The sequence below is a fragment of the Nocardioides sp. Root140 genome, assembly GCF_001426745.1.
Classification (GTDB): domain Bacteria; phylum Actinomycetota; class Actinomycetes; order Propionibacteriales; family Nocardioidaceae; genus Nocardioides.
On sequence record NZ_LMFI01000001.1, the window covers coordinates 1,387,596 to 1,413,748 of the forward strand.

Genomic DNA, 26,153 nt, shown 5'->3' on the forward strand with positions numbered 1-26,153 from the left:
TCCGATGAGCGCACACATCGAGTGGCTGGCCGCCGCTGAGACCAGCGTCCAGGTCCTCACCCCGGGCGAAGACTGGGTGGGTGCTGGGGAGCACCGCCGCCCGGTCCTGACTCTCGCCCAGGACGACGTGATCGCGATTGAGGGCACGCCCGCCGAGTTGCGTGCGCTCGCCGCGCAGATCACCGCCGTTGCCACCGCCGCGTCTGCACGGCTCGACCTCGCCGCTGAGGCCGGGTGATCCCTTGGCCACCATCCGGCAGGCGCGCCGCCCGCAGTGCTGTGTCCGTTGCGGGCGTCCCTTGCGCCGGATCAACTTCCTCTCCGGCTTCGTCGGCCCCGACTGCCCGCCGTTGGTTCGGATGGGGTGCGAGCACTATGCCTGTCTGGACTCGCTGTGCTGGTCGACCAGCGACGGCCGCCATCTGCTGGCCACCGACTGCGCCCAGCACGCACCGGCCGGTGCCGGAGCCCAGGCGGCGCTGTGGTGACGCCGCGTCGCTCACCACAGCGTCAGTTGCTCGCCCAGTAGCTCTTGGAGTCGCGCGAGGTCGTCGGCCACTAGCTGCGGGTCCTCACGCGCGAGGTCGCGAAGTTCCCGAGCCCGCCGACGCGGGCCGCGCGGGTCGGCCAGTGGGCTGTAGGGCAGCCGCCGCTGGACCGACCACTCGCGCCGATTCTGCGCCGCGCTCGACGCCACCACGTGATCCGGTGCGACCCGCTGGCACAGCGGGTTGTGACACCGGTGCCCGAGCAGCCGCGCCTGGGCGAGCGCGTCCACACCGTTCATCACCGCGAACGCGAACCGGTGCGCGATGATCACCCGTCCCGGCGCAAACCAGAACAGACCATGTCCGCCGCCGTCCGTGCGGTCACGCTCGGACCGGCCCGCAACCGCCCCGGTCCACCACAGGCACTCGCTCCCCGGCACCGTGGCGACCTTGGCCCGGTAGCGCGCGAGCACCCTCGGGTCCGCGATCGCCGCAGTCACTGCCGCGAGGCCGGCGTCATCCAACCGCCGTACCGGCACCCGCTCCCCCACTCGCGGCGGGCGCAGCCGTCGCGGCCGGCGCCCTAGCGCCGTCCTCGTCGCCCTTCTCGGCGTCCTGGTCGTTCTCGGCCAGCCGCCGCAGCCGCGTCGCCTCTCGCACGCCGATCTGGTCGCCGCACCACTCGACGGCCTCGCGCAGTGTCACGCCCTCGACCATCGTCATCTCGCGCAGCGCGGCCCCAGCCCGCTTCTCTGCCTCGGCCACCGCAGCGTCCCGCTCTCCGACCGCAGTCATCACCTGCACCGCCAGGTCTTCCAGCCGCTTGGCGCGCTCGAAGAGCGCAGCCCTCCGTTTCGACGTGACACTCCGCGCGTCACGTCGCGCCTTCTGGCGCATCGTCTGCTGACTCATCCGGTCATCCCTCGCTCGTGTCGACATGGACTCTGACAGTCACCTAGGACACAACCCGGACCCCGAGCGATCACCACCGCCGAAGAACCTTTCCAACACCCTCACCAGCCTCACCCGACCAGCACCCTCACACCGACACCGCTGAGCCCCTCCCGAGCGCCCCAGCGTCCCCCCTCGAACTCAGTCGCACCCCAACCTCCACACACCTAGTGCATTCCCGGTTCGCCGAATAGAAAGAACAGACGAAACTTCGCTGCGAAATTGATCGTTCCGAGGCCCCGATCGGACGTAGGTGCCCGTGACGATGAGCCTCCACAAGCTGACGGCCGGGTCGGGGTACGACTACCTGACCCGCCAGGTCGCAGCGATGGACGCCACCGACAAGGGTCACGTCGGGCTCGCGAGCTACTACACCGAGAAGGGCGAGACTCCCGGCGTGTGGGTCGGGTCCGGCATGGCGGGCATCGAGGGCCTGAACGCCGGCGACATCGTGACCGCCGACCACATGTCGGCACTGTTCGGCGCCGGCCACCACCCCCTCGCAGACCAGCGGATCAAGGAGCTGGATCTGCGGGTCGGTCGCGCCGACGTCGCGAGCCCGACCGAGGCCGACTACAAGGCGGCCGCTCGTCTCGGTACCCCGTACAAGGTCTTCGAGAACGACGTCAGCGCCTTCCGGGTCGAGGTCGCCAAGCGCCTCGCGGCCGTCAACGAGGCCGCCGGGCTGCCGGGCGACTGGCCGGTCCCCGCGCAGGAGCGGGCACGGATTCGCACCGAGGTCGGGCGTGACTTCTTCCGGGCCGAGCACGGCCGCGAGCCTGCCGACGCGCGCGAGCTCGCCGCCACGATCGCCAAGCACTCCCGGCCCAAGACCAACGCCGTGGCCGGATACGACCTCACCTTCTCGCCGGTGAAGAGCGTCTCCACGCTGTGGGCACTGGCCGACCCCAAGACCGCCGCGGTCATCGAGCGCGCCCACCAGGCGGCGATCAAGGACGCGCTGCACTTCATCGAGACCAAGGCGCTGTTCACCCGCCAGGGCACCAACGGGATCCGCCAGGTCAACGTCCGCGGCCTGCTGGCCACGGCGTTCACCCACCGCGACTCCCGCGCCGGCGACCCGGATCTGCACACCCACGTCGCGGTCGCGAACAAGGTCCAGACCCTCGACGGGAAGTGGCTGGCGATCGACGGCCGGCTGCTCTACAAGGCCAAGGTCTCTGCCTCGGAGACCTACAACACTGCGCTCGAGCGGCACCTGGGCGACGCGCTGGGGGTGCGGTTCGCGGAGCGCCCGAATCCCGCCGCCCGGAAGCGGCCGGTGCGCGAGATCGTCGGCGTCGACCCCGACCTCAACCACCGCTTCTCCAAGCGCCGCGTCAGCGTCGAGGCCCGCCGCAAGGTGCTGGCCGCCGAGTTCCAGGCATCCCACGGCCGCCCGCCGACACCGATCGAGACGCTGCAGCTGGCCCAGCGGGCCACGCTGGAGACCCGCGAGGCCAAGCACGAGCCGAGCTCGCTGGCCGAGCAGCGGGAGGCCTGGAACCGCGAGGCGGTCGAGGTCCTCGGCTCACCGCGAGACCTCCAGCAGATGCTCCACGGCGCACTCAACCCGACCGCCGCCGCGACCGCCCCGGTCGCCGACGCGGCGTGGTTCGCCAAGATCAGCGATCGGATTGTGACGACGATGGAAGGCGGCCGCGCCACCTGGCAGTACTGGCACGTCTACGCCGAGGCCCAGCGCCAGGTGCGGGCCGCCAACGTGCCCACCGACCAGGTCAGCACCGTCGTCGGCCTGCTGGTCAGCGAGGTCCTTGACGGCTGCTCGATCAGCATCACTCGCCCCTTCGACGAGATCTCCGAGCCGCCCGAGTTGCGCAAGCTGGACGGGTCCTCGGTCTACACCGTCGGCGGCGTCCACCTGTTCACCTCGAGCAAGGTCCTGGCCGCCGAAGAGCGCCTGGTGGAGGCCGCCGGTCGCCGCGACGGCTACGCGGTCGACGAGCAGAACGTCGCACTGGCTCTCCTGGAGTCCGAAGCCAACGGGGTCACCCTAAACGCCGGCCAGGCCACCTTGGTCAAGGAGATGGCCACCTCCGGCGCCCGGCTGCAGCTGGCCATCGCGCCCGCCGGCTCGGGCAAGACCACCGCGATGCGGGCGCTCGCCCAGGCCTGGACCGACGGCGGCGGCAGCGTGATCGGCCTCGCCCCCTCAGCCGCGGCCGCGGACGCCCTACGCCAGTCCATGGGCTCCCAGACCGACACCCAGACCGACACCCTCGCCAAACTCACCCACTCCTTGATCACCGGCGATGCGCCCGACTGGGTCGCCGGCATTGGCCCGCAGACGCTCGTGGTGATCGACGAGGCCGGCATGGCCGACACGCTCTCCCTGGACATCGCCGTGCAACACGTCCTCGAGCGCGGCGGCAGCGTCCGCCTGATCGGCGACGACCAGCAGCTCGCCGCGATCGGCGCCGGCGGCGTGCTGCGCGACATCCGCGCCACCCACGGCGCGCTGCAGCTGACCGAGCTCGTGCGGTTCACCGACCCGGCCGAAGGCGCCGCCTCGCTGGCGCTGCGCGAGGGCAAGGGCGAGGCCCTGGGCTTCTACCTCGACCGCGACCGGGTGCACGTGGGAGACCTGGCCACGATGACCGAGGACGTGTTCGCGGCCTGGCAGGCCGACCGTGCAGCAGGGCTGGACGCGATCATGCTCGCCCCGACCCGCGAGCTGGTCAGCGAGCTCAACCAGCAGGCCCGCGCCCACCGACTCGCGGGGGCCGACCCCGCGAGGCCCGGCCTGGCCCGGCGCCTGGCCGACGGCAACGAGGCCAGCATTGGCGAGTTGATCATCACCCGCACCAACGACCGCAAGCTGCGCACCTCGGCCACCGACTGGGTCAAGAACGGCGATCGGTGGACCGTCGTCGGCCTCCACGAGGGCGGCGACCTGACCGTGCAGCACACCCAGCACGGCCGTACCGTCCGCCTCCCCCAGGAGTACGTCGGGGCCTCCACCGAGCTCGGCTACGCCTGCACCGTGCACACCGCCCAGGGCGTCACCGCCGACACCATGCACGGGCTGGCCACCGGCACCGAGTCGCGCCAGCAGCTCTACACGATGCTCACCCGGGGCAAGAGCGGCAACCACGTCTATCTCGAGGTCGTCGGGGACGGCGACCCGCATTCGGTGATCCACCCGACCCTGGTCCGCCCGCTGACCCCGACCGACATCCTCGAGTCGATGCTGGCCCGCGACGACGCCCAGCGGTCCGCGACCAGCCTCATGCGCGAGCAGGCCGACCCCGCTACCCGGCTCGGTGAGGCAGCCCAGCGCTACCTCGACAGCCTCTACGTCGCGGCCGAGAACGTCGTCGGTCCCGATGTCGTCGAGGCCCTGGACAGCATCGTCGACCAGCTGCTTCCCGGCCTGGCCGATGAGGCTGCCTGGCCCACGCTGCGCGCCCATCTGCTGCTGCTTGGCGCCGCGGGTGAGAGCCCCGTGGAGGCGATGCGCGCGGCCGCGAGCGACCGAGAACTGGTCTCGGCCGAGGACCGCGCCGCGGTGCTCGACTGGCGGCTGGACGCCTCCGGCATGCGCAACGCCGGCACCGGCCCACTGCCCTGGATGCCCGGCATACCGGAGAGACTGGCCGACGACCCGCACTGGGGTGCCTACCTCGACCAGCGCGCGCACCTGGTCGACCAGCTCGCCAACGAGGTCCGCCGCCGGGCCGCGGCACAGACGTCGCTGCCGACCTGGGCGCAGAACGGGATCCGACCCGACACCGACACGGTGGCCGACGTCGAGGTCTGGCGAGCGGCCATGCAGGTCCCCGTCGACGACCGTCGCGCGACCGGCGCGCCGCAGCTACAGAAAGCCTCCTCCACCTACCAGCGACGGCTCAACCGGCGTATCACCGGCGACCACACCCCAGCGCTCACGGAATGGCGCCAACTGCTTTACTCGCTGGCCCCGCAGGTCCGCGGCGACGAGTTCACCCCGCTCCTTGCCGAACGGCTCGCGGCCATGTCACGCACCGGCGTTGAGGCCCACCAGCTGCTCCGCACCGCCACGTCGGCTGACACTGGGGCCGGACCTCTTCCTGATGAGCACGCCGCGGCGGCGCTGTGGTGGCGCATGGCACGCCACCTCTCGCCCGCCGTGGCCGTCCAGGTCGGGGACGGCTCTCACGGCGAGGGGGTCACCACCAGCTGGGCAGCACACTTGCCCGAACTGCTCGGCGAGGAGCGGGCCGCCCGCATCCAGGCGAGCGCCTGGTGGCCCGCGCTGGTCTCCAACGTCGACCACGGACTGCAGCGCGGCTGGCAGCTCGAAGCCCTGCTCTCGTCCGGGTCCGCCCTGCCCTCCGACGACGTCGACGAGTGCCAGGCGCTGGTGTGGCGAACCTCCATCGCGCTCGAACCGATCCCCGACGAGCACGAGCACGACTACCACTTCGACGAGCCGCCGGTGGACATGTGGGACGGCGTCGAGCCCGACCCGGCCACGTTGGTCGACCACCCCGACGACATCGAATGGCCGCTCCCGCACGACCTCGAGGCCGATGACAACCACCTGGTCGACCAGCCCGAGCCGGACGAGGCGATCGACCAGGTCGACGTCGCCCCGTCGGCGGCCGACAACGTCGACGAGCAGCAGTTCGTCGAGGGCGACCTGACGCTGGCCGCGTACATCCGCGACCTCGGCGGCACCCCGCTCGAGCCGACCGACGCCGACATCCGCCTCATGTACCAGCGGGCCGATGAGTGGTACTCCTTCCCCGTCACGCGCGAACGCATGATCGAGATCAACGAGATCACGCAGGCCTTCTTTGAGTCCGGGTTCACCGACTCATGGGGTCGCGACCACCTCACCGGCCGGTTCGGGATCGACATCGCCGGGCACGAGCACTTCCGTCCCGGACAGGCGCCGGCCGGGTGGACCAACCTGGTCGACCACCTGCGCCAGCGTGGCGTCAGTGAGGCCGAGATGTTGGCCACCGGGGTCGCCACCACCGCCAGCACCGGCCGACTGATCGACCGGTTCCGGGACCGAGTGATGTTCCCGGTAGTCCACAACGGTGAGGTGCTCGGGTTCGTCGGCCGACGCCGACCAGACCTCACCGACGCCGACAAGGGCGGCCCGAAGTACCTGAACACCGCCGACACCCCGCTGTTCCACAAGGGCGCTCAGCTGTACGGCGTCGTCGACGAACTCCTCGCCGAGGGCGCCGTCCCGGTCATCGTCGAGGGCCCCATGGACGCGATCTCGGTCACGCTGGCCAGCGCCGGCCGCTACCTCGGCGTGGCCCCGCTCGGCACGTCACTGACCGACGAGCAGGCCTCCCAGCTCGGCGGAATCGGCCGCGACCCGATCGTGGCCACCGACGCCGACCTCGCCGGCCAGGTCGCGGCCGAGCGCGACTTCTGGATGCTCACCCCGCACGGTCTCGACCCCGGCTACGCCCGCTTCCCCGAGGGCCTGGACCCGGCCGACTTGCTCGCCCACCGCGGCCCCGCGGCACTCACCGCGGCGCTGGCCAGCGGCCAGACGCTGGGTGACCAGCTGCTCTCCGAGCGGCTCGACGACCTTGCGCCCGAGCAGGCCCGCGTGGCCGCGATGCGGGTCCTTGCCGCCCGGCCCAGCCGCGCCTGGGCGCCGGGCACCGACCAAGTGCGCGCCCGACTGCAGCTCTCCCAACTGCGGTCGCGGCGGGACCTGCGCGACGCCATCAAGGCGTGGGACGCCGATCCCCGTAAGGCCGCCCAGGCCGAGCTGAACAGCAGCAACGAGATCCGCGCCCGCCTCGAGGCCGCGGCCGCGAAGTCGCCGGCGGAACGCTGGGCCCCGCTGGCCCGCGAGGTCGACCCGCGACTGGTGGAGCAGGGCGACTGGCCCGCCACCGCGGCGATGCTGCAACAGGCCCACGAGCAAGGCCACGACATCGGCGCCGCTACCCGCGCCCTGGTCGCAGCAGCACCCCTGGGCGACACCCCCGCCCGCGAACTGCGCTACCGGCTGGTTCGGCAGGTTGGACTCGGCGAACACGACGCCGAATCCACCGACCGTGACGCCCCGAGGCTCCGGCGCGACGCGGGTACTGGACAAGAGCACGGCTCTTCGAACCCAGTACACCGCAGCCCCCGCCGGTAGGCACGACGGCACGGCCCAGACACTCTGTAAGTAGGAGTCCGTGACACGACACGGCTCCGAGTTCCCGAACAGGGACACCGCCTGACCCGAGATCGACCCCGCGGACGACCGCTCACACTTCAGGAATCACCAAGGGCGTTCCGGTCGGAGGTTCGGCCGCCCGCGGAGTGCAGAGCCAATCTGAATGTCGGAGGCTTCTGCCATCGTGAACCCATGAACGCATTCGAAGCTGCCGACTACGCGGAGCTTCTCCCGCGCCGTTGGAAGCGGCGGCTGGGGACCGCCGTCCTCGCGGTCGCGCTTCTGTTCCCCACCGCGTTCCAGAACTGGTATCTCGTACAGGTCCAGGACTACACCCAGAAGCTCACCAAGCAGCTCGAGCACATCTGGTTACCCGAGGCTGCCGTCGACAAGGCTCCCAGCTGACCAGGGTCCGGGCGACCGGAAGCGTGTGCTGCCGAACCAGACCGCGGTGGTCGTCCAGACTCGAACCAACAGACCGACCGACCACGACAGGAGGAACCGACTAATGAACGAATCCACCCTGTACGACGCTGCGGTGCCGAGCAACGGCGGTGATCCCGACACTCGCCCAGACCCCGGGACCCGCTTGACAGCGTCCGTGGAGACCGTCGACAACGACCGTGCCGGGCTGATGCTCGACGCCGGAGTGGTGCGTTGAAGTGCCGGCCAAGCGTCCTTCAAGCCAATCGCTGTACTCCAGCAACTGCGTGCCCACCCAGGTTGACGCGTCAGATCCAAAACCGTTCCCCGGGACGATCGAGACCGCCCAGATCGAGACCGTCGACAACGACCGCGCCGGGCTGATGCTCGACGCCGGAGTGGTGCGCTGAACGCGGCCGTCATCGTCGGCGACCGAGCAGATGCTCATGTCGCCGCGGTCCTGGGCGAGCTCGGTGAAGACCCGGTCATCATGGACGCGGCAACATTCCTCCGCTCACCGGTCACCATCAGCAGCGACTCGGTGGAAGTCGCTGGTGTCAACGTCGCACCGGGACCAGGCTGGTTGCGTCGCCTTGCTCCCGCTGGATGGGCCGAGGCGATGAGCGCTCCGGGAGCCGAAGGGGCATCACGCGCTGGCGCGATGTCTGCGCTCGCCGCCCTCGCGCGCGACGAACGCTTCTCGTGGCTCACACCTCTGGACCGGCTCGGCGGAGCGGAGAACAAGCCGTACCAGTACCGGCGCGCAGCAGCAGCCGGAGTGCCGGTGCCGTCGTGGATCGTGACGACAGACCCTGATGCGATCCCCCGTGACGGGAACTGGGTAACCAAGCCGCTCGGCCCGGGGTCATTCATCGACGGCGACGGCAACGGATGGATCGTCCCCACCACGGTTGCCGACCTGTCCGAACCCGAGATCATCACCCGGGTGCCGTTCATCCTTCAGCGCCAGGTGAACGCCACAGTTCACGCTCGCATCGTCACGGTGGGCCAACAGGCATGGTCGGCGACTCTGCTCGCTGACGAGTTGCCGCTGGATTGGAGGCTCTCTCCCGCCGGACACCATGGCTTCACGACCACACCGGTCCCCGAGAACGTCCGCGAACTCGCCCTGGTCGCCAGCCGGGCGGTCGGTGTTGGCTACTCGGCCCAGGACTGGATCCAGGACGAGGACGGCGACTGGTGGTTCATCGATCTGAACCCGGCAGGTCAGTGGTTGTTCCTCCCCGAGGCGGTTGCGACCCCAGTCACAGTTGCCATCGCCCGGCACATCGAAGGACGCCCGTGACCAGCCGCAGAGAGCGGGCCAGGACGGCGGTCCGGGCAGCATTCGAAGAGGCGAAGCTGTTCTTCGGGTACGCCTTCATCGTCTTTGTTCCTGGATCGAACCCTCCCCGTCACCCGCACGCGAGCCCCGATGCGCCGAAGCTCCCACCCGCGAACTGGACCGACGAGGAGTGTCAGCTCTACATCGACGAGGCACGCCTCGACGTCCAGCACCAGCAAACGGAGAAGCGCGACATTAGAGCCCGCGCTCAGGTGATGCTGACGACCGCCATCGTCGTTGCCGGCGCCATCGTTGCCTCCTACGTCGGCAAGGCCGGGCTCTGTGTCGTCGAGAGCCTGCTGTACATCGCAGCCGGGCTCTTCACGCCGGTGTCGGCGGTGGTCGTCCTCGGCGCCGGCTTCCTCGCAGCAGCGCACATCACCGCCTGAACTCGCCGACCCACGCCAAGCCTGCTCATCGGGCCGCGGGGAGGTCTCGCGGCGTTCCGCCGCCCGCCGAACATCCCGTTTCCGCGGCCGACTTCAGAAGGCCCACGACCTCAGCAGGCTTCAGTGGCAGGAGCCGCATCGGCTTGACTGTGCGTTGTGTGTATCCGCCATGAGCCCCCTCGCTAAGCCTCGATCCACCGTCGGAACCGTCAGCCTCACCGCGCTACCCCACTATGAGTCCGGCGAACTCAGGCGCACAGTCGCCAATGGGTGGACTTTGCGGAGATGATGCCGCCGGCTGCCAGGCCGGAGGACGGTCACCAGGGTGGCGACGGTTTCGGCGCCGTCGTTGCGGTCAGTTGGCCGCGATCGGTGGCGGGTCTTGGCCGTGAGCGAAGAGCCGTCGCCAGGCGTCCTGCCAGGGCCACCCGACCGGGAGGTGCATGGTGATCCGTCGTGCCGAGGAGGCGATCCGGGCCGGGACGGCGATGAGTTTGCGGCGGATCGTCGCGGTGGTGGCCTTGGCCAGGGCTGGGCCGGTGATGGTCGCGGCGGCTCGGGTGAGGTTGAACGCCATGACCGCCAGCACCAGCCAGGCTGCGTTGGCGTTGAACACCCCGGACGGCATGTGCGCCAGCGCAGAGTTCTTCAGGTCGGAGTGGACCTGTTCGATGATCGCGTGGCCGCGGTGGGTCTTGTCAGCGGCCACGGTGTCTGCCACGGCCGGGTCGGTGGTGGTGAAGAACGCGTGGAAGCGCCAGGTGTCGAACAAAGTGGCCTGACCGTTCTTGGCGCTGGGTTTGAGGTCGGGGATCCGGCGGACCACGAGCCGTCCGGTGACCTGCTCCGCCTTCTTCTTGGAAGTGAACGCGGTGAACGGAATCTCGGCGACCTCGGCGCGAGAGACCCAGGTGCTGGTGGGTTCGTCGAAGATGGCGTCGGTGTACTCGATGGCGGTCCACGCATCGTCATCGATGGTGGCGATTGCGGCTTTGACCTTGGGATCCATCCGGACGGTGACCGAGACATCGGCGCCAGCTCGTAGCGCAGCACCGACCGTGGCGTAGCCGTAGAACGCGGAGTCGGCACGCACCAACGGCGTCGCCGGGGACAACGAGCCGATCGTCTTCAACGCGTCCGCGACCAGCCGGGCCGCGCCCCGCGGTGAACCACACGATCCCTTCCGGAGCCGTTGGGCCACGATCACCGGCGCCGACGCGCTGGTCGACACGGTCGCGAGCAGCGCGTTGAGTCCGCGGACCCCGGAGTAGCCGTAGCTCGAACCCTGCTTGGCGTAGCCGTGGACCTCGATGATGGTGTCGTCGATGTCGACCATCACACCCTCTCGCCGGAGTCACTTGAGGTAGCGACCAGCGGTGCCTGGGCAGCCAGCTGGGTCAGGAACCTCGAGGCGACCGCGTCGAGCTGACGGACGTGACCGAAGCTGAACGAGCGCAGGAACGAACCTAGGGTCGAGGGCGCGTAGGCGCCTGCGAACACCCGTCCCATCCCACCGTGGCGCAGCAGAGCCATGTCATCGATGCTGTCCGCGCCGGCGACCATTCCCGCGACGAGCGAGGTGACCTTCAGTCCGGCGTTCGCGCCCTTGTCGGTCGGGACGATCAGATGCGTCTGGGCCAGTTCTTGGAGCCCCGCGGACTGGGCCAGTGTGAGGACCGGGACCAGCCCGGCCGACGACACGAGATTCGGATCATCGAACACCGCCGAGGTCGCGCGGGGCGTGTGGCAAAGTTGCATCTACGAGATGCCCTTCGTGATGGCGTGAATTGGACCCTAGAGAAGTCAAATTCTTCCAGCACGTAAGGGCATTCTCACTTCACGGCACGCTCACCCGACCGACCTCATCGGTGGATCGAGGCTTAGGTGACCAGGAAGCGAGGTGGACCATGAGCACAGCCCAAACTGAGAACACGGGTCCCGGATTCGTCATTTTCACCGCGCTCGGCAACGCCGCGCTCGACCAACTGGCCGCCTCCCTGGCGGCCGAGTGCGACGGCTCCCCGACGAGCATCGCCGACCTCCTTGAGCGTGTTCTGGAGGCCGACGTCGAGGACCTGGCCGAATCTCTCAGCGAGGCCGCCCATCCGCCGGTGCGACATAGCCGTCCCAGTCGCGACGTCGAAGAGGTCGGTCCCGCGGCCGAGAGTCCGGACGGCGCGGCCCGCCGTCGTCTCACGGTCCGTGCACTGCTCGCCGGCGGCGCGGCCGACGCGCGCGGCATCACCCGTTGAGCAGCGCGCCGCGGGCATACAGGTCGTTACACATGGCTGACGTGTAACAAGATGTATGGGAGATCCTGATGTTGCCGAACCCCTACTCTCCGGGCGAGCTGCCTCGGGTGCTGGCCGGCCGGGAGGAGCAGCAGAACCGCATTCGCGGCTACCTGAGCCGGATCGGAACCTACGGCGAGATGGGTGGTCCGCTCCTGGTCTTTCAGGGCCCGCGTGGTGTTGGGAAGACCTCGCTCCTGCGCGAGGCACAGCGCGACGCTGAGGGGCATGGATTCATCACCGCCTGGGTCTCCTGTCGACGCAGCGCCCCGTTCTTGCCGGACCTGGTAAGCCGGATCGGGAAAGCGATCGAGACTGCCGACATCCTGCCCCGCGCCGAGAAGGGACGGTGGGGTCTCCGCCTGGAGCGAATCGGCGTGGAGATCGGCGTGCCCAGCGTCGTGAAGGTGAGCGCCTCGGCGTCGGCGGACCGCTATGAAGGCGACCCGCCGCGAGGCGCCCGGATCTCAGCCCTCGAGGACCTCCTGCACGAGACGAGTAGGCAGGTGCGCGGCCGCGGCGGCGCGGGCCTGGTCGTCTTCGTCGACGAGCTGCACGCCGCTGCGCGCGACGACCTCGCGGTCCTTCTCAACGCGATGCAGAACCTGGCCGGGAAACGGGAGGACAACCCCTTCGCCGTGATCGGCGCCGGGCTGCCCTCGGCGCCCGCGGCCCTGGTCAAGGCGGCCACGTTCGGGGAGCGCAGCACCTTCCTCACCCTCCCACGACTTCAACCCGCGGCCGCGGAGACGGCGGTGGCCGAGCCCGCGGACGACCTGGGAGTTCACTGGACCTCCCAGGCCCTGCAAGCGGTCGTGTCGGAGGCCCAGGGCTTCCCTTACCTGCTGCAGGTTCTCGCACACGCCACCTGGGAGGCGGCGCGCCCATCACGTGAGGGCGTTGTGCTCGACATCGACGACGTGAACGCCGGGCTTCCGGTCGCCGACGACCAGCTGACCACCATGTACTCCGCACGTTGGGCGGCCGCGAGCGATCTGGAGAAGAAGATCATGGCCGTCATGGCGGGCGCCGGCAGCACGACGGTGACGCGCGCGGAGATCGCCGCGACGCTCGAGCGACCCACCCAGGCGCTGGGTGTTCCCCGTGAACGCCTGATCGACAAGGGCATCATCGAGCCGGTCGGGCACGGCGAGCTCCGATTCACCATGCCCGGCTTCGACCGCTACATCCGGGAGACGCTGGCCACCGGAGCGCCCTCGGACGCCACGGACCCGGCGCTGGGCCGGCTCGGTGCCGGCCGCCGGCGGCGCGAACTCCCGCCCGCCTCCGACGGCGGTCACGACACGCCGCAGCTGTAGAGCTCACGGCAGCTTGGCAACGTAGAACCGCCTCGAGCTCGGCGATGCCATTCGCCGATTGGCGTTGGTCGCGCCACCTCGGCGAGGTCGTCGAGCAGCTCGTCGACGGTGGCGTCCTTAGTGCTTATAGTGCCGGCGCGCAGTAGGCGTTCCACTCCCCACCGCTGCGGCGCGCCGGGGGTAGGCCTCCACGTCGGCCGGGGCGTTGAACCACGCGGCAGTGGCATTGACGCCCTTCGTGCGATCAGAGCCCCCTGGTCGTCCATGGCCGCTCAGTCTCCCGCCCCCGGCCCTGTTGGGAGCCCCTGACCGGTTATCCACAGCCGCGCCGTCGGCCGAGCGAACACCGGCCGCGATCAGCGACACTTCGACAACCAGAGACCACATCATGACCGAAGGAGCAGCAGGTGGACGACGGTGGCGGACTCGAGGCAACAGCGCACGCGAAGGCGGCTCGCGAACACGTCTTCGGCTTCAACCGGATCACGATGTGGGAGCGGGACCGGATCCCGGCCGAGACGTCTGACCAGCTCGCTGAGTTCGCCGACATCGCGGCCGCGTTCCCACAGGCATTCTCGCAGCTGTCCAGCACGCTCGAGCAGGCCCTGGCCAACCAGGTGCTCAGCATGGACTCGATGCCCGACGAGTCCGATCCGTCCATGGCGATCGGCGTCGCGCGACTCCATCTGGAGGAGGCGCGCGGCCTCGCGGTCGACCTCCACAAGCACCTCAGCGCCGCCCACAACGCCACCGCCCACATCATCAGCCAGGGCGTCGACGACGGCCAGGAGTCGATGAACTGGGACCAGCCCTAGGAACACCCACCGGGCTTCGGTGAGCCGGCGCCGGATCCAGATTTCTTCGGCTCGGTGATCGTCCCGGCGGGCCGGGCTTCCTTTGGTGACTGAGACATGTACCCGGTCCACCAAGGAGCTGCCCGTGAGCACGCCCACCGATACCCCCGATCGTGACCCTGTTCAGGAGGTCCGCGATCACCTCGAGCAGGCCCTGGCCTCGCTCGACCGGCTGTGTGAGCTCGTGCCTCCGCCCAGCAGCTCTCCGGCGCCCGAGAGCGGAGGAGGCGAATCGGCATGACGTCCACCGACACCACGCTGCGCGCCGCCGACGCCGTCTTCGTCGCCGAGCGGGCCGTGGGCCGCGCCCGACGGGTGGTTGAGGACATCCAGACCACGATCACCTCCGCACTCCGCGTGCTCGACGACGCCGAGCTCGACTCAGCCAAGGCGAGACTCACCGACCGCGGTGACTTCTACCTCGGGGCGGCCAGCGAGCACCTGGGTCGGCTCCAGACCCGCTGCAACGAGATGCCGGAGCTGACCCGCGAGCTGTTCGGGCACCTCAACCGCGCTTCGGAGTCGCTCGCCGAGGCCCGCGGCTTCCTCGACCTGGCCGAACCCTCCAATCCCGTCGTCGCGGGCGACGTCGCGCAGCTGAAGCCACGCATCGCGGTCGTCGGCGAGATGGTCGCGCTTGCCAAGCCGGTGGCGCAGCTCGCCGCCCAGCACGTCGACAGCGCGCGCCGAGCCAGCCAGGACGTCACTCCGCCGGCGCTGCTCGAACCGGTCACCCTGGACCGCAGCATCCGCACTGCCGGCAAGGAGCTCGGCCGCGCTGATGAGGACGTTCGCCTCCTCGGGGACGTCGTCGACCACGCTGCGACCAGCGCCCGGCAGTCGGCCGGCATCGCCGCCGAGATCTCCGACAACGCCCGCCGCCGGATGTCCGAGCACGGCCGGGACCCGGATGCCAGCGCCGCCGCCCCGGCCACCGGGTCCCCGGCTCGGTAGGGCGGGATGAGGACGCCATAGACCTCGACCATGGCGGCCGGCACCTTGCCCGGCCGGCGCCGTTATGAGCGGGCTCGACGTCGACGAGCAGATCCCGGCCAACATCCCGCTCCCCCGGCCTCCGCGAACAGCAGCGGGCGGTTCCGGCGCCGGCGAGCGGCCCAGCTGCGGGTGGCCAGGTGAAGGCCCTCGGCGGCATCGCCACCGCGGCGATCGCCGTCCTCGCCGCCGGCGGGATCAAGGCTGCCTTGCCCGGCGCCCCCGCCGACCCCGCTGGCAGCGAGGCGACCGCGACCCGAGTCCGGGTCGTGGTGGTCCTCGACGGCGACACGCTTCGCGTCGAGGACCTCGACGGAGGCGATCTCGGCCGAGTCCGCCTGCTCGGCATCGACGCCCCCGAAGTCGCCCATCCCCCGACGCCGGCCGAGTGCTACTCCACCGAAGCCACCGAGCAGCTCGAGCAGCTGGCACCGGTTGGCAGCACCGTCTTCCTCACCACCGACATCGGCCAGCCCGACCGAGACCGCTACGGCCGGATGCTGCGCTATGTCGACCACGCCGGCACCGACGCAGCCCGCGAGCTCCTGGCCGCCGGCGCAGCACGGGTCTACGACACCGACCAGCAGCTCGCTCGCGAGACCGACTTCGCCGCGGCCGCACAGGACGCCCACGGCGCCGAGACCGGCCTGTGGGGCAACTGCTGAGCACCATGTGATCGCCCCCACGCCTGGGCCGGACTTAGGAGACCAGGAGGACCGGCGCAGCCGGTGCCGGTCCGCGGATCCACTGGGAGTAACCATGAGCGACTACACCGCTCGCGAGGAAGTAGCACTTGAGGAAGAGGCCCGCCAGCGCGCCGATGAGATCCGGGCCACCGAGGAAGCCGCCGCGCAGGCCGCGGCCGCCGATACCGGCCCCTCCCCCGACGCCGAGATCGCGCAGGTCCAACGATCGGGCCGGCAGCACGACCACACCGACACCGCCGCTTACCAGCGCCCCCAGCTCGGCCGCCGCCGCGGCCCTCGCCGATAGGCCAGGAGGTGTCAGCGATGGCTGCCCCGATCACCCCGGCCGCCCCCAGTCAGTCGACCGTGCGATGGGTCGACTGCTCGCACAAGCTCGGCCCGCTGCCGTGCATGAACCACAAGCCGCACGTCGGGGACGGCCGCGGCTGCGTCCACCACTCGACGTCCGGCTTCCAGGACGACGACTAGGTGCGTGGACTGCCCACGAGCGGCTCAGCCGGGGACCAGGTGCAGCCGCGGCCGCTGAGGCGGCTCCGCGGCCGCTTCGAGGCGCTGCCAGCCGCTCGAGCGTCATCGGATTGCCCGTAGCGGCGCAGCAGTCCCGCCAGCACCCCGCCCAGCCCGAGCTCGACCACCAGCTGGTCCGCAGCAACCTCCGCCCGGGCCTCGATCACGCGGCCGGCCGTCGGCACCAGGTAGGTCAGCGCGATGACCGCCCCACCCAGCAGCCCCGGCCAGGTCCGGCCCTCAGTGACCGACTGCACCACGCAGATCACGCCCACGACGCCGCGCAGCGTCCAGGCCACCCGCATGAACGGCAGCCAGGCAAACGCCCGACCCACACAGCGGAAGGTGGCCACCACCATCCGCCAAGGCGTCGTGGCCGCCAGCACCGCAGCCTCCAGCCGCGGGCGGATTGCACGACGCCGACCGACAGCATGCGCCAGTACCGCCACCGCCTCCGCGCCGGTCACGCCGCCGCGGTAGGTCCCCTCCACCAGGCCCGGCGTGATGACCACCGCCCTGTGCCCGATCGCCAACGCCACCGGCGTCTGCGGCCGCTGCACACGACGCACGTACAGGGAACCGACGTCGACGCCACGGCCAGCCGGCTCGGCCAGGAACGGCGCCATCACCCGGAACTCGGCCTCCGTCGCCGGCCGCGACTGGGTCAGCAACCCGATCGCCACCACCTCGAGCTGGCCCAGCGCCAACGCGCCCAGCACGGCCGCCGAGGCCAGGAACAGCACCAGGCCCAGCGCCGGCGGCAGCAGCGCGAACACCACCACGGCGAGCACGAAGCTCACCAGCAGCGCAGGCCCGAGGGTCACGACCCTCAGCACCGTCATCGGGACCTTCATCTCGACCACCTCCATCAGTCAACACTAGTGCGAATCTCTCGACTTTGCCGCGGGGTGATCGTCCGACGACCTCCGCGCGACCTAGGCGAACGAGACCAGTTTGTGCCCAGCCGCCGACACAACGGAGTTATCCACAGCCCCAATCCACGCCAGAGCAGGGACCGGCCCCGCCATGGGTTCATGAACCAGACCCGATCCCGGACGACTCCGACCGAAAGGAACCACCCCGTGCACACCCTCACCGCCGATGACACCTGGGACCGCCTCGGCTCCATCGCCCAGCTGCTCCACCAGGCCGCCACCCGCGCCTGGGAAGGGGCGGAACCAGACTCACCGCTGCAGTCCCTCGGTCTCGGCGTCTACCTGGCACAAGCACGGGCCAGCTCGCTCCTCCCCGAGGACTACCGGCTGCCCGACGTCGACCAGGAGGACCTCGAAGGGCAGAGCGCGCTGCAGCTGCTCACGGCCGCGGAGGAACTCACCCGGCCGCTCCCAGCCCACCGCCCCGACCTGGTCAACAGCTCCCAGCTCGTGGTCGACCTGTGCGACCTGATCCGGGAGGCACGCGACCTTGGATGCTGACCACCGGAGCGGCTTCGCCGACGTCGACGACGCGCTCTTCGACACCACGCAGATCCCGCTCACATCTCGGGACATCCGCACCGTCGGCGAGCTGCTGCACGACGTCGACCACACGGCGCGCCACCTCCTGATGGACGTCGCCGGCGACGACGCCGGCCGACTCCTCCACGGCTGGCCCGACCTCGTCGCGGCCGCGGCGACGCTGTGGAGCAGCCTGCCCGGGCAGCAGTTCGGGGCAGGCGCGCACACCCGCGACGAACCCATCACTCGCCTGGTCTCGGTCGGGGACGCGATCGGCAGGAGCCTGCGTAGCACCAGCTGGCCACCGGTGAGCCAGCCCGATCGGCGCATGACCCAGATGACCAGGACCCTCGGTCACGCCAGCGACCTGGTGCACCGCTTCGGCGCCGACCTCCCGGTCCAGCGCACCGAGAGCTACCGCGACCTCGAGGCCGCTCGCGCCCGGATCATGCACGCCCTGTACGTCAGCGCCCACGCCGTCGGTGTCTCCCTGCACCAGCACGGCCACAACCGGTACCAGGACGCCCTCGGCACTAACCGGCCCATCGAGCTCAACCGGCGTCACTCCCCCTACGCCGTACCGCCGACCACCGAGTGGATCCGCCGCATGGCCGTCTCCGAGGCGGCCGCGGGCAGGTACCTCGACGGACGGTTCACCCAGGCGCTCCGGGGCGAAGCCAACCGACCGATCGAGGACGACACCCGGATCTCCCGGGCCCTCGCCGGGTGGGACATCCAGGCCCACCGCACCCTCGCCTCCGACGCATGGCCGACCAACATGGTCCTCATCACCCGCACCCAGGGCCTCATCGCCGGCGCCGCCATGGTGCTCGTCGACGCCGCACAGCTCGCCGGCCACCTCGAGCCCACTGACCGGCTCTCACCGGCGATCGCCGAGGCCGGCCGTGCGTGGAGCAACCTCGCCAGCCGCTGGGGCGACCTCACTGCCCCAGATGCTCGTCTTGACCCCGACCTGATGCACAAGGCCGCCGAAGTTCGTGCCGCCTACCGCGAGCTGACCCACGCCTCCACCACCATGGCCAGCCTCGATGTCATTGCCGCCAGGCCCGGCCTTCTGCCCGGCATCGACGCGACCCTCCACACACTCGAGTCAAGCTCGGAGTGGCGTATGTCGTCGCGGAGAAGGCCGAGGCACCCAACCTGACCGGACCAGCTCGAGCGCTGTCCATCCGAGCGCACAACGACATCGAGGCCGGCCTCGTCGCCGCCGATCCAGTTGGCGACGTCGTATGGATCTCGCCGGTAGACATTCTTGCCCGCAAGATCGTTAGCGCACCTCGCCCTTTCGTCGAGGCTCTTCGTCGAGCCAGCGCGAGAACGGTTGAATCGAGCAACAGGGCGAGCGCGGCGTCACTCAACCACGAGCTCGAGGTGCACGCGGGCAGCCGGGCAAATGCCCCTCGCAGCTGTTCCAATGCCGAGCTACACAGTAAATATCTAGCGGAAGCACCTCATACAGGCGGTCACGCTCCTTCACGCTGAGTCGCCCAACTACACCCAGCGCCACAGGCACCCGCGGCATGGCTCGGGGTGAGTCGATGTTCCGCGGAAGGTGATCGTACGGACGCCACGTCCTTCCTTAGGTGACCAGACACCGTCTCCGGTCTCCAAGGAGCAGCCCCGTGAACGAATCAGTCCACACCACTGAAAGCGCCAACGCTGGCGCGCTGCGGGAGCGCACGCTCGATGACATGGCAAACGCTTACTCGCGCCGAGCACGCGAGGCCCGTGCCAAGCAGGGCAAATCTCCTGTGATCACCGGATCCGGAGTGCTCAATCGACTCGCCGAGATCATGGCTTTGGAGGGCCCGCAGTCTCAGCGATCGGGCCTGCCCGCAGCCTAGATCCTCCAAACCGGCTCACCGATCCGTGAATCGTCGAACCTGTTGTTGATCTTCTCTCGAGGCGCGATCTCGATCCTCTCGACTAGCACCTGGACGATCTCTCGCTTGCGTCGTACAGACGCCGATTCCCACCACTTCTCGATGTCTGGACGGTCTTTCGGCACATCAGACAGCACCGCGTGCAGGTTTGGCGCCCACGTCCCCAGCACGCGTTCTGCCTCGCGCTGGCGGAGCGCCCACCCCTCGCGCACGGCATCCCACTCTTCCTGGTGCAATCGCCCAGCTGCGAACTCCAGGCCGTAGTGCTTCCGCAAGCGACTGATTTCGGCAATTGTCTCCTCGGCCCCGCGTGCCGCAGCACCGTTGGCGGTGCGGCGTTGGGCGGTACCTGAGCGGACCTTGGCCTCCGCGACCGCGTCAATGATGGCCATAGAGACGATCCGATCAGTCTGAGGCCCTGCGATGGTAAGGCCACCGCAGGTGTGCGGTCGGCCCGGCTGCTTGGAGCAGGCATACCGGAACGGACCGCCGTTGCGGGTTGGTGACCCGGCCAGGCTAGAGCCGCACTTGCCGCACTTAAGAATGGCCGCGAGCAGATACTTCGGCTCACGGCCACGCTTTGTCCGGGGTCGGTCTGTAACCAGCCGGATGTCCTCAATCGCTTCCTTGGACAGAATCGGGGTCCAGTCCCCCGGCGAGATCAACTCGCCATAGCCTCCCCGCTGGCCGGGGCTGAACTCGCGCCAGCCACACAGTGATCCGCGGCGAACCATTGCGCGCACGTTCGCAGCCCGCCAGTATGACCGGTCCGCCGGCACGCCGGCCGCAAACAGCATCCGGGCAATGGTCGAGTCGTCCAGACCGTGATCGTGAGACGTGACATGTTCGACCCAGAGTTGGTCGCGGACCCAAGCTGCGGAGCACACCTCGGCGTTTCCGCCAGCCTTCCGCAATAGGCGCGCGAGAGCGCCAGGGGTGAGGGAACTGCTGCTGCGCGCGCCTTCGATGACGGCGGTGACAGCTTGACGCTCGTCCCGTTCGGCGGCCCGCTGAACCCGCCTCGCGTCCCACTTTCCACTACCAGGGGTAGGCACTCCGCGCTCGTTCAGGTCGGCCGCGATCGAGTACAGCGAGTCACCTTCGATGAGCCGGCGTGCAACGTCTCGGATGACGCCAGCCTCCTCGGGGATGATGCGCTGCTCATCGTCATAGCCATACCCGAGCGGTCCATGGGCCCGACCTGCCTGCGCAGCCTGTGCTCGTTGCGCGGAAAGACGGGCAGACTTCACGTCGCCTTCGTTGGCGGCGACGGCAGCGAGGATCCGGGCGAGAAGGCGGCCGGACGGGGTGGTTAGGTCGATTTCGCCAGCCTGGAGAAACACCACCGGGATCGCGGACCGCTGAGCCTCGATCGCATCCAGCACCCGCTCCAAGTCGACCACTCGCCGCAACACTCGGTCGAGGTGCCACGCGACTAGCCCATCGACATACCCGGCTTGCACGTCAGCCAGAAGTTGCTCGAAACGGGGGCGACGCTTGCCAGAGCGTGCAGAAATGTCGTTGTCTGAGTACACCTTCGGCTCAGGCCAGCCGAGCGCCTCGCATCGTTCGCGGCATGCTTCGATCTGCCGCTGGACACCGAGGGCTTGTCCAGTGCGGTCGAGGCTAATCCTCGCGTAGATCGCGGGCGCTTGGGGCAAACCTCGCTGCTGCTGCATGCCACCAGAATCTAGCAGTGGTTTTAGGCATTGCGGTCTTGACCGCCGTGAAGCCACGCGAGATACCTTCGAGCACGACGTGGAGGCGGTGCCCCTCGGGCAGCATGGCGTCCACGAACGGCGCCGAGACATCGATACGTCGCCCGCTGGACTTGAGCATCCGCTCGACCAGCTCCTGGACCTCGCCGGTGGTGAGCACCGTGTTGGTCAGCTCGTGGCGGCCGTGCCGCGCGACGAAGACCTGGCTCGGGTCGTTGATCCACACCTCCTCGACACTCGGGTCGTCGAGGTAGGGCTGCAAGGGGCCGAACCCGGAGACCCGCGCCACCAACTCACCCACCACCCCCTGAGGGTCCGGGACCGAGGCCACCTGCCCGGTGAGGCTGCGCTCGTCGTGGGCACGCACCACCTGCTCCGCGATGCGGCGTACGACGGCCGCCTCCGACTGTGGATCGACACCGTCACGACGAACGACCTCACGCACCCGCGCATCGAGCTCGCTGACCAACGCGGCGTGTGCGTCAGCGTATGTGGTGGTCACTGGGTCCCCGTCCCCGAGATGGGATGCTGCCCGACTGTTATATGTCAGGTTCAACCCGTTTGACCATGCCCGCTCACCCAGCCTGTGGAAAACCCTCCCGTCATCGCGCGCCCGACGCCCACCACGACTGGGGTTGCCGCTCACTCCTCCACGTGGACGAGTCTGCGCAGTCGGTCGCGCAGGTGACGCTGCTCGGCGGCATTGACGGTCGCGGCGATCGCGCGTCGGTAGGCCGCAACCGCCTCGGCGTCACGGCCCGAACGCTCCAGCAGATGGGCGCGTACGGCGTCCGCCCGAGGCAGGTCCGGATGGTTCGCCACGAGGTCGTCCAGCGCCGACAGCGCGGCGGCGTACCCCTGCACCATGGCCTGCGCGACGATGCGGTTCAGGGCGATCACCGGGTTGCGGCCGCCGGTGTCGGCGTCGAGCACCGTGTAGAGCGCGTGGATCTCGTCCCAGTCGGTCGACTCGGTGTCGGCGGCCTGCGCGTGCACGCCCGCGATGCAGGCCTGGAGAAGGTAGGGGCCCGGCTGCGCACCGGGGACGACCTCGTCGAGCAGGGCCAGCCCCTCGTCGATCAAGGTGTGGTTCCACAGCGTCCGGTCCTGCTCGTCGAGGGGAATCAGCTGTCCCAGCTCGCCGACACGGGCCGGGTGGCGTCCCTCGGTGAGCAGCATGAGGGCGAGCAGGCCTGCCACATCCGTCGAGTCCGGCACGGCCTGCCGCAACAGGCGGGTGAGGCGGATCGCCTCGCCCGCCAGGTCGGCGTCGCGCACCGGTGCACCGCTCGTGGTGTGGTGGGCCTCGGTGAACATCACGTAGAGGACGTCGAGCACCGGAGGCAGTCGCTCCTCCGCGTGGCCGGGCCTGGGCAGGTCGCCGTCGAGGTCCTTGAGGCGGCGCTTGGCGCGGGTGATCCGCTGCGCGATCGTGGCCTCGGGAAGGGTGTAGGCGTTGGCGATCTGCGCCGTGCTCAACCCGGCCACCGCCCTGAGCGTCAGCGCCACCTGGGCCGACCGCGGCAGGTCCGGTTGGCAGCAGAGCTGGAGCAGCAGCAGCGCGTCGTCGCCGGGTTCTGCCTCGCCGTCCAACGGTTCCTCGAGCAGCGCCACCCGGGTCTCGCGGGCCCGGCGCCTGGCGTCGCTGCGCACCCGGTCGACGTACCGCCGGCGGGCCGTCTCACACAGCCAGGCCTGGGGATCGTCGGGCGGCCGGGTCGCCCACTGCCTGTGCGCGTCGAGCAGCGCGTCCTGCACGGCGTCCTCGCAGAGCTCGAACTGGTCGCGTCCGTAGGTGCGCAGCAACCTGGCGAGGGCCTGTGGTGCGAGCTCGCGCCACAGGCCCTCGTCGGGGGTCACCGGAGTGGTCACCCGTCGCCCAGGTCGGAGAACACCACCGGGCGGATCTCGACGGCCAGCCCGGGGATCTGCACGTCCGGGATCTTCCGGGCCAGCTCGACCGCACGTGCCTCGTCCTCGACGTCGAGCAGGTAGAACCCGCCCAGGAACTCCTTGGCCTCGACGAACGGACCGTCGGTCACCTCGGGCCCGTCGCCTCCGGGGCGCACGACCTTCGACCTGCTCGGGTCGCCCAGCGCCTGGGTCGAGATGAACTCGCCGTTCTCCTTGGTCTCGGCCATGAAGGCGCCGTGGCCCTCGCCGAGCAGCTTCTGCTGCTCCTCGGTCAGGTTCTCGAGCACGGTGGGGTCGACGTGCATCAGGATCAGGTACTTCATGGTGTCCTCCTCATGGGGTGCCGCCCGGTGTGGGCGAACACCCGGTGGTCGTCACCGGTCAGGCGGATACGACAGCTCCGACGAAACAATTCCACGAATTCTTCTCTGCGGCCGCGACCGGGCAGGTCAGTGGACGCCGAACGCCATCAGGTCGGAGACCGGGTTCGTCTGGCCGGGATCGACGTTGGTCAGCAGCAGCATGTCGTCGTACGACGAGAAACCGCCGACGCGGTCCCGGATCGCGACGATGTGCCGGGCCACCTCGGGCTTCAGGGAGAGATGGCCGCCCAGGACCTCGGCCGGCACCTTGTTCACGTCGACCAGCCCGCCGTCGGGGTACTGCCGGTTCGGCACGTCCGGCCGACCGATCAGGAGCTCCCTCGCCACGTCGGGCTGGGCGGCCAGCAGCTCGCGCGCGGTACGACGCGCTTCGGCCTGCTGGCGTACGGCGGCCACGGCGAGGCGCTGCCGGTCGACGAGGCGATCGTTCGGGCGCAGGGAGTCGGCGAACACCCAGCCGCGGATCGCGACGGCATGCATGAGACCACCGCCGATGTTGAGGCCCATCGCCGTGCCGAACAGCACCTCCTGCACGCCCCCGTAGTCGGGGTCCGCCGCGAACAGCAGCACGAGTGAGGCGAAGTAGAACGGCACCGTGAGTGCCTGCCAGAGACTGCGCTTCTTCACGGCCGCGTGGGCCATGATCGCGCCCGTCCCGATGCCGATCGTCCACAGCGGCACCAGGGCCCAGGCCCAACTCTTGAACAGGGCAACGGCACGTGACGTCATGACGGAAGTATCACCCGCCTCTGAACCGGCGAAACGTGACGCCCGTCGTGCCATGATCGGCGACATGACGAGCACGCACGACGACCTGGTCCGCACCGCACGCCAGCAGGCCCTCGGCGACCTCCCCCGGCGTACGGCGCAGCGGAGCCCGGGCAAGACCGCGATCATCGACGGCGAGACCCGGCTGACGTTCGCCGAGTTCGAGGCCCGGGTGGACGCGACCGCGGCAGGTATGGCGTCCGACGGCATCGCCAAGGGAGACCGGGTCGCGCTGCTCTCCCACAACTGCTGGCAGTTCGCGGTGCTCGCCTTCGCGTCGGCACGGATCGGCGCCGTGCTGGTGCCGGTCAACTTCATGCTCGGTGCCGACGAGATCGCCTTCATCCTCGACCACAGCGGAGCCGGGACCTTCGTCGTCGAGGAGGCGCTCGTGCCGACCGCGGAAGACGCGATGAAGTCCGGTGGAAATGTCACCCGCCGGGTCGCCATCGGGGCAGCGCCACCGGCCGGTTGGGCCGACGTACGCACCTGGTTGGAGCACGACGGCGACGCGCCGAGCGTGCTCGTCGCGGACGACGACCCGGTGCGCTTGATGTACACCTCCGGCACCGAGTCGCGACCCAAGGGCGCGCTGCTCTCGAGCCGGGCCCTGATGTGGCAGTACGTTTCCTGCACGATCGACGGCTCCATGTCGGCCGACGACGTCGAGCTGCACACGCTCCCGATGTACCACTGCGCGCAGCTCGACTGCTTCCTCGGCCCCGACGTCTACCTCGGCGCCACCAGCATCATCCTGCCTGGGCCCGACGCCGGCGCGATCCTGCGGACCATCGCTGCCGAGAAGGTCACCAAGTTCTTCGCGCCCCCGACGATCTGGATCGCACTGCTGCGCCACCCCGACTTCGACAGCACCGACCTCTCCTCGCTGCGCAAGGGCTACTACGGCGCCTCGGCCATGCCGGTCGCGGTGCTGAAGGAGATGCGCGAGCGCCTGCCGCAGGTGGACCTCTGGAACTTCTACGGCCAGACCGAGATGGCGCCGCTGGCCACGATCCTCGGCCCCGAAGAGCAGCTCTCGAGTGCCGGATCCGCCGGGCGCCAGGCCCTCAACGTCGAGACCCGCATCGTCGACGACTCCGACACCACGGTGCCGACGGGCGAGGTCGGCGAGATCGTGCACCGCTCACCGCACGCCACCCTCGGCTACTACAACGACCCGGAGAAGACCGCGGACGCGTTCCGCAACGGCTGGTTCCACTCCGGCGACCTCGGGTACGTCGACGAGGCGGGGCGGCTCTTCGTCGTGGACCGCAAGAAGGACATGATCAAGACGGGTGGGGAGAACGTCGCCAGCCGCGAGGTCGAGGAGGCGATCTACAAGCTCGACGGAGTCGCCGAGGTCGCGGTCTTCGGGGTGGACCACCCGACGTGGGTCGAGGCGGTCACCGCGGTCGTCGTACCCAAGCCGGACACGACGCTGACCGCCGACCAGGTCATCGAGCACGCGCGGACGGTGCTGGCCGGCTACAAGACACCGAAGTACGTCGTGATCGCCGACGCGCTGCCGAAGAACCCGAGCGGCAAGATCCTCAAGCGGCAGCTGCGCGACGAGCACGGCGACATCGCGGGCACCTGACCG

The 26,153-nt window shown here is 69.7% G+C and carries 28 protein-coding genes and 1 pseudogene; 20 read left to right on the forward strand and 9 right to left on the reverse strand.

From position 1 onward, the window contains the following. Window positions 1-4: 4 nt before the first annotated feature. Complete coding sequence (locus ASD30_RS06715; protein ID WP_056678559.1) at window positions 5-238, forward strand: hypothetical protein; 234 nt, start codon at window positions 5-7, stop codon at window positions 236-238. Between the two features lie 4 nt (window positions 239-242). Next, on the forward strand, window positions 243-488 hold the full coding sequence (locus ASD30_RS06720; protein ID WP_156393526.1) for a hypothetical protein: 246 nt from the start codon (window positions 243-245) through the stop codon (window positions 486-488). An 11-nt stretch (window positions 489-499) separates the two neighbouring features. Here ASD30_RS06720 and ASD30_RS06725 read toward each other — a convergent pair whose 3' ends face one another. After that, window positions 500-988, reverse strand: a complete 489-nt coding sequence (locus tag ASD30_RS06725; protein WP_056678565.1) for a hypothetical protein — start codon at window positions 986-988, stop codon at window positions 500-502. 16 nt (window positions 989-1,004) lie between these two features. Beyond that, window positions 1,005-1,400: a hypothetical protein gene (locus ASD30_RS06730; RefSeq protein WP_056678568.1), complete on the reverse strand. Its 396-nt coding sequence runs from the start codon at window positions 1,398-1,400 to the stop codon at window positions 1,005-1,007. A gap of 304 nt (window positions 1,401-1,704) precedes the next feature. Here ASD30_RS06730 and mobF point away from each other — a divergent pair, with 304 nt between their 5' ends. The 6 genes from mobF to ASD30_RS06750 all read left to right on the forward strand — a co-directional run bounded on the left by mobF (window position 1,705) and on the right by ASD30_RS06750 (window position 9,738). Further along, the gene (gene mobF, locus ASD30_RS06735; protein WP_056679446.1) at window positions 1,705-7,560 is read left to right on the forward strand and encodes a MobF family relaxase; all 5,856 of its coding nucleotides are present in this window, start codon (window positions 1,705-1,707) and stop codon (window positions 7,558-7,560) included. A gap of 213 nt (window positions 7,561-7,773) precedes the next feature. Then, window positions 7,774-7,986, forward strand: coding sequence for a hypothetical protein (locus ASD30_RS06740; RefSeq protein WP_056678569.1), 213 nt, complete (start codon window positions 7,774-7,776; stop codon window positions 7,984-7,986). Window positions 7,987-8,089: 103 nt separating this feature from the next. Next, the gene (locus tag ASD30_RS26425; protein ID WP_156393527.1) at window positions 8,090-8,242 is read left to right on the forward strand and encodes a hypothetical protein; all 153 of its coding nucleotides are present in this window, start codon (window positions 8,090-8,092) and stop codon (window positions 8,240-8,242) included. A gap of 49 nt (window positions 8,243-8,291) precedes the next feature. Beyond that, window positions 8,292-8,414 (forward strand): hypothetical protein, encoded by a 123-nt coding sequence (locus tag ASD30_RS27760; RefSeq protein ID WP_268788281.1) that lies wholly within the window; start codon window positions 8,292-8,294, stop codon window positions 8,412-8,414. A 251-nt stretch (window positions 8,415-8,665) separates the two neighbouring features. Further along, window positions 8,666-9,310, forward strand: coding sequence for a hypothetical protein (locus ASD30_RS06745; RefSeq protein ID WP_056678571.1), 645 nt, complete (start codon window positions 8,666-8,668; stop codon window positions 9,308-9,310). Next, the gene (locus ASD30_RS06750; RefSeq protein WP_056678574.1) at window positions 9,307-9,738 is read left to right on the forward strand and encodes a hypothetical protein; all 432 of its coding nucleotides are present in this window, start codon (window positions 9,307-9,309) and stop codon (window positions 9,736-9,738) included. Before ASD30_RS06745 ends, ASD30_RS06750 begins: the two co-directional genes overlap by 4 nt. Window positions 9,739-10,093: 355 nt before the next feature. Here the strand turns inward: ASD30_RS06750 and ASD30_RS06755 are convergent. Next, window positions 10,094-11,496: pseudogene (locus ASD30_RS06755) on the reverse strand (IS1380 family transposase). Window positions 11,497-11,645: 149 nt separating this feature from the next. Here ASD30_RS06755 and ASD30_RS06760 point away from each other — a divergent pair. The 8 genes from ASD30_RS06760 (at window position 11,646) to ASD30_RS26435 (ending at window position 16,370) form a co-directional block, all read left to right on the forward strand. Continuing rightward, window positions 11,646-11,990 (forward strand): hypothetical protein, encoded by a 345-nt coding sequence (locus ASD30_RS06760; protein WP_056678577.1) that lies wholly within the window; start codon window positions 11,646-11,648, stop codon window positions 11,988-11,990. 68 nt (window positions 11,991-12,058) lie between these two features. Next, window positions 12,059-13,348, forward strand: a complete 1,290-nt coding sequence (locus ASD30_RS06765) for an ATP-binding protein (RefSeq protein WP_056678579.1) — start codon at window positions 12,059-12,061, stop codon at window positions 13,346-13,348. A gap of 407 nt (window positions 13,349-13,755) precedes the next feature. After that, window positions 13,756-14,163 carry a hypothetical protein gene (locus ASD30_RS06770; protein WP_056678582.1) on the forward strand — a complete coding sequence of 136 codons (408 nt, stop codon included), beginning with the start codon at window positions 13,756-13,758 and terminating at the stop codon, window positions 14,161-14,163. A 124-nt stretch (window positions 14,164-14,287) separates the two neighbouring features. After that, window positions 14,288-14,443, forward strand: a complete 156-nt coding sequence (locus tag ASD30_RS26430; protein ID WP_156393528.1) for a hypothetical protein — start codon at window positions 14,288-14,290, stop codon at window positions 14,441-14,443. Beyond that, window positions 14,440-15,156, forward strand: coding sequence for a hypothetical protein (locus ASD30_RS06775; protein WP_056678585.1), 717 nt, complete (start codon window positions 14,440-14,442; stop codon window positions 15,154-15,156). Before ASD30_RS26430 ends, ASD30_RS06775 begins: the two co-directional genes overlap by 4 nt. A 179-nt stretch (window positions 15,157-15,335) precedes the next feature. Continuing rightward, a complete protein-coding gene (locus ASD30_RS06780) occupies window positions 15,336-15,860 on the forward strand; it encodes a thermonuclease family protein (RefSeq protein ID WP_056678587.1) in 525 nt (174 codons plus the stop codon). Between the two features lie 94 nt (window positions 15,861-15,954). Beyond that, on the forward strand, window positions 15,955-16,188 hold the full coding sequence (locus ASD30_RS06785; protein ID WP_056678591.1) for a hypothetical protein: 234 nt from the start codon (window positions 15,955-15,957) through the stop codon (window positions 16,186-16,188). 17 nt (window positions 16,189-16,205) lie between these two features. After that, window positions 16,206-16,370, forward strand: a complete 165-nt coding sequence (locus ASD30_RS26435; RefSeq protein ID WP_156393529.1) for a hypothetical protein — start codon at window positions 16,206-16,208, stop codon at window positions 16,368-16,370. Here the strand turns inward: ASD30_RS26435 and ASD30_RS06790 are convergent. After that, entirely contained in the window at window positions 16,367-17,278 is a 912-nt protein-coding gene (locus tag ASD30_RS06790; protein WP_056678594.1) for a hypothetical protein, read from the reverse strand. The two genes, ASD30_RS26435 and ASD30_RS06790, sit on opposite strands and share 4 nt — an antisense overlap. Before the next feature lie 213 nt (window positions 17,279-17,491). On the opposite strand from ASD30_RS06790, the gene ASD30_RS06795 reads away from it, so the two are divergent. The 3 genes from ASD30_RS06795 to ASD30_RS26440 all read left to right on the forward strand — a co-directional run bounded on the left by ASD30_RS06795 (window position 17,492) and on the right by ASD30_RS26440 (window position 19,731). Further along, window positions 17,492-17,845, forward strand: coding sequence for a hypothetical protein (locus tag ASD30_RS06795; protein WP_056678597.1), 354 nt, complete (start codon window positions 17,492-17,494; stop codon window positions 17,843-17,845). Continuing rightward, window positions 17,835-19,031: a hypothetical protein gene (locus ASD30_RS06800; RefSeq protein WP_056678598.1), complete on the forward strand. Its 1,197-nt coding sequence runs from the start codon at window positions 17,835-17,837 to the stop codon at window positions 19,029-19,031. The genes ASD30_RS06795 and ASD30_RS06800 overlap by 11 nt, the downstream gene beginning before the upstream one ends. A gap of 478 nt (window positions 19,032-19,509) precedes the next feature. Then, window positions 19,510-19,731 carry a hypothetical protein gene (locus tag ASD30_RS26440; RefSeq protein ID WP_156393530.1) on the forward strand — a complete coding sequence of 74 codons (222 nt, stop codon included), beginning with the start codon at window positions 19,510-19,512 and terminating at the stop codon, window positions 19,729-19,731. Here ASD30_RS26440 and ASD30_RS06805 read toward each other — a convergent pair. The 5 genes from ASD30_RS06805 to ASD30_RS06825 all read right to left on the reverse strand — a co-directional run bounded on the left by ASD30_RS06805 (window position 19,728) and on the right by ASD30_RS06825 (window position 24,514). After that, window positions 19,728-21,449, reverse strand: coding sequence for a recombinase family protein (locus ASD30_RS06805; RefSeq protein ID WP_162250922.1), 1,722 nt, complete (start codon window positions 21,447-21,449; stop codon window positions 19,728-19,730). The two genes, ASD30_RS26440 and ASD30_RS06805, sit on opposite strands and share 4 nt — an antisense overlap. Next, entirely contained in the window at window positions 21,397-21,990 is a 594-nt protein-coding gene (locus ASD30_RS06810) for a Flp pilus assembly complex ATPase component TadA (protein WP_200951079.1), read from the reverse strand. Before ASD30_RS06810 ends, ASD30_RS06805 begins: the two co-directional genes overlap by 53 nt. Window positions 21,991-22,130: 140 nt before the next feature. Further along, window positions 22,131-23,360: an RNA polymerase sigma factor gene (locus ASD30_RS06815; RefSeq protein ID WP_056678603.1), complete on the reverse strand. Its 1,230-nt coding sequence runs from the start codon at window positions 23,358-23,360 to the stop codon at window positions 22,131-22,133. Then, complete coding sequence (locus ASD30_RS06820) at window positions 23,357-23,725, reverse strand: YciI family protein (RefSeq protein WP_056678606.1); 369 nt, start codon at window positions 23,723-23,725, stop codon at window positions 23,357-23,359. Before ASD30_RS06820 ends, ASD30_RS06815 begins: the two co-directional genes overlap by 4 nt. Window positions 23,726-23,851: 126 nt before the next feature. Beyond that, window positions 23,852-24,514 (reverse strand): hypothetical protein, encoded by a 663-nt coding sequence (locus ASD30_RS06825; RefSeq protein ID WP_056678609.1) that lies wholly within the window; start codon window positions 24,512-24,514, stop codon window positions 23,852-23,854. 64 nt (window positions 24,515-24,578) lie between these two features. Between ASD30_RS06825 and ASD30_RS06830 the strand changes: the two genes are divergently transcribed. Next, the gene (locus ASD30_RS06830) at window positions 24,579-26,150 is read left to right on the forward strand and encodes an acyl-CoA synthetase (RefSeq protein ID WP_235532522.1); all 1,572 of its coding nucleotides are present in this window, start codon (window positions 24,579-24,581) and stop codon (window positions 26,148-26,150) included. Window positions 26,151-26,153: the final 3 nt, after the last annotated feature.

Excerpts from the sequence above, each read along its gene's own strand:
- ASD30_RS06775 (WP_056678585.1), top strand. The coding sequence starts at position 14,440 with ATGACGTCCACCGACACCACGCTGCGCGCCGCCGACGCCGTCTTCGTC.
- ASD30_RS06745 (WP_056678571.1), top strand. The coding sequence starts at position 8,666 with ATGTCTGCGCTCGCCGCCCTCGCGCGCGACGAACGCTTCTCGTGGCTC.
- ASD30_RS26425 (WP_156393527.1), top strand. The coding sequence starts at position 8,090 with ATGAACGAATCCACCCTGTACGACGCTGCGGTGCCGAGCAACGGCGGT.
- ASD30_RS06730 (WP_056678568.1), bottom strand. The coding sequence starts at position 1,400 with ATGAGTCAGCAGACGATGCGCCAGAAGGCGCGACGTGACGCGCGGAGT.
- ASD30_RS06740 (WP_056678569.1), top strand. The coding sequence starts at position 7,774 with ATGAACGCATTCGAAGCTGCCGACTACGCGGAGCTTCTCCCGCGCCGT.
- ASD30_RS06825 (WP_056678609.1), bottom strand. The coding sequence starts at position 24,514 with ATGACGTCACGTGCCGTTGCCCTGTTCAAGAGTTGGGCCTGGGCCCTG.
- ASD30_RS06820 (WP_056678606.1), bottom strand. The coding sequence starts at position 23,725 with ATGAAGTACCTGATCCTGATGCACGTCGACCCCACCGTGCTCGAGAAC.
- ASD30_RS06785 (WP_056678591.1), top strand. The coding sequence starts at position 15,955 with ATGAGCGACTACACCGCTCGCGAGGAAGTAGCACTTGAGGAAGAGGCC.
- mobF (WP_056679446.1), top strand. The coding sequence starts at position 1,705 with ATGAGCCTCCACAAGCTGACGGCCGGGTCGGGGTACGACTACCTGACC.
- ASD30_RS06765 (WP_056678579.1), top strand. The coding sequence starts at position 12,059 with ATGTTGCCGAACCCCTACTCTCCGGGCGAGCTGCCTCGGGTGCTGGCC.
- ASD30_RS06805 (WP_162250922.1), bottom strand. The coding sequence starts at position 21,449 with ATGCAGCAGCAGCGAGGTTTGCCCCAAGCGCCCGCGATCTACGCGAGG.
- ASD30_RS06790 (WP_056678594.1), bottom strand. The coding sequence starts at position 17,278 with ATGGAGGTGGTCGAGATGAAGGTCCCGATGACGGTGCTGAGGGTCGTG.
- ASD30_RS06760 (WP_056678577.1), top strand. The coding sequence starts at position 11,646 with ATGAGCACAGCCCAAACTGAGAACACGGGTCCCGGATTCGTCATTTTC.
- ASD30_RS06715 (WP_056678559.1), top strand. The coding sequence starts at position 5 with ATGAGCGCACACATCGAGTGGCTGGCCGCCGCTGAGACCAGCGTCCAG.
- ASD30_RS26435 (WP_156393529.1), top strand. The coding sequence starts at position 16,206 with ATGGCTGCCCCGATCACCCCGGCCGCCCCCAGTCAGTCGACCGTGCGA.
- ASD30_RS06830 (WP_235532522.1), top strand. The coding sequence starts at position 24,579 with ATGACGAGCACGCACGACGACCTGGTCCGCACCGCACGCCAGCAGGCC.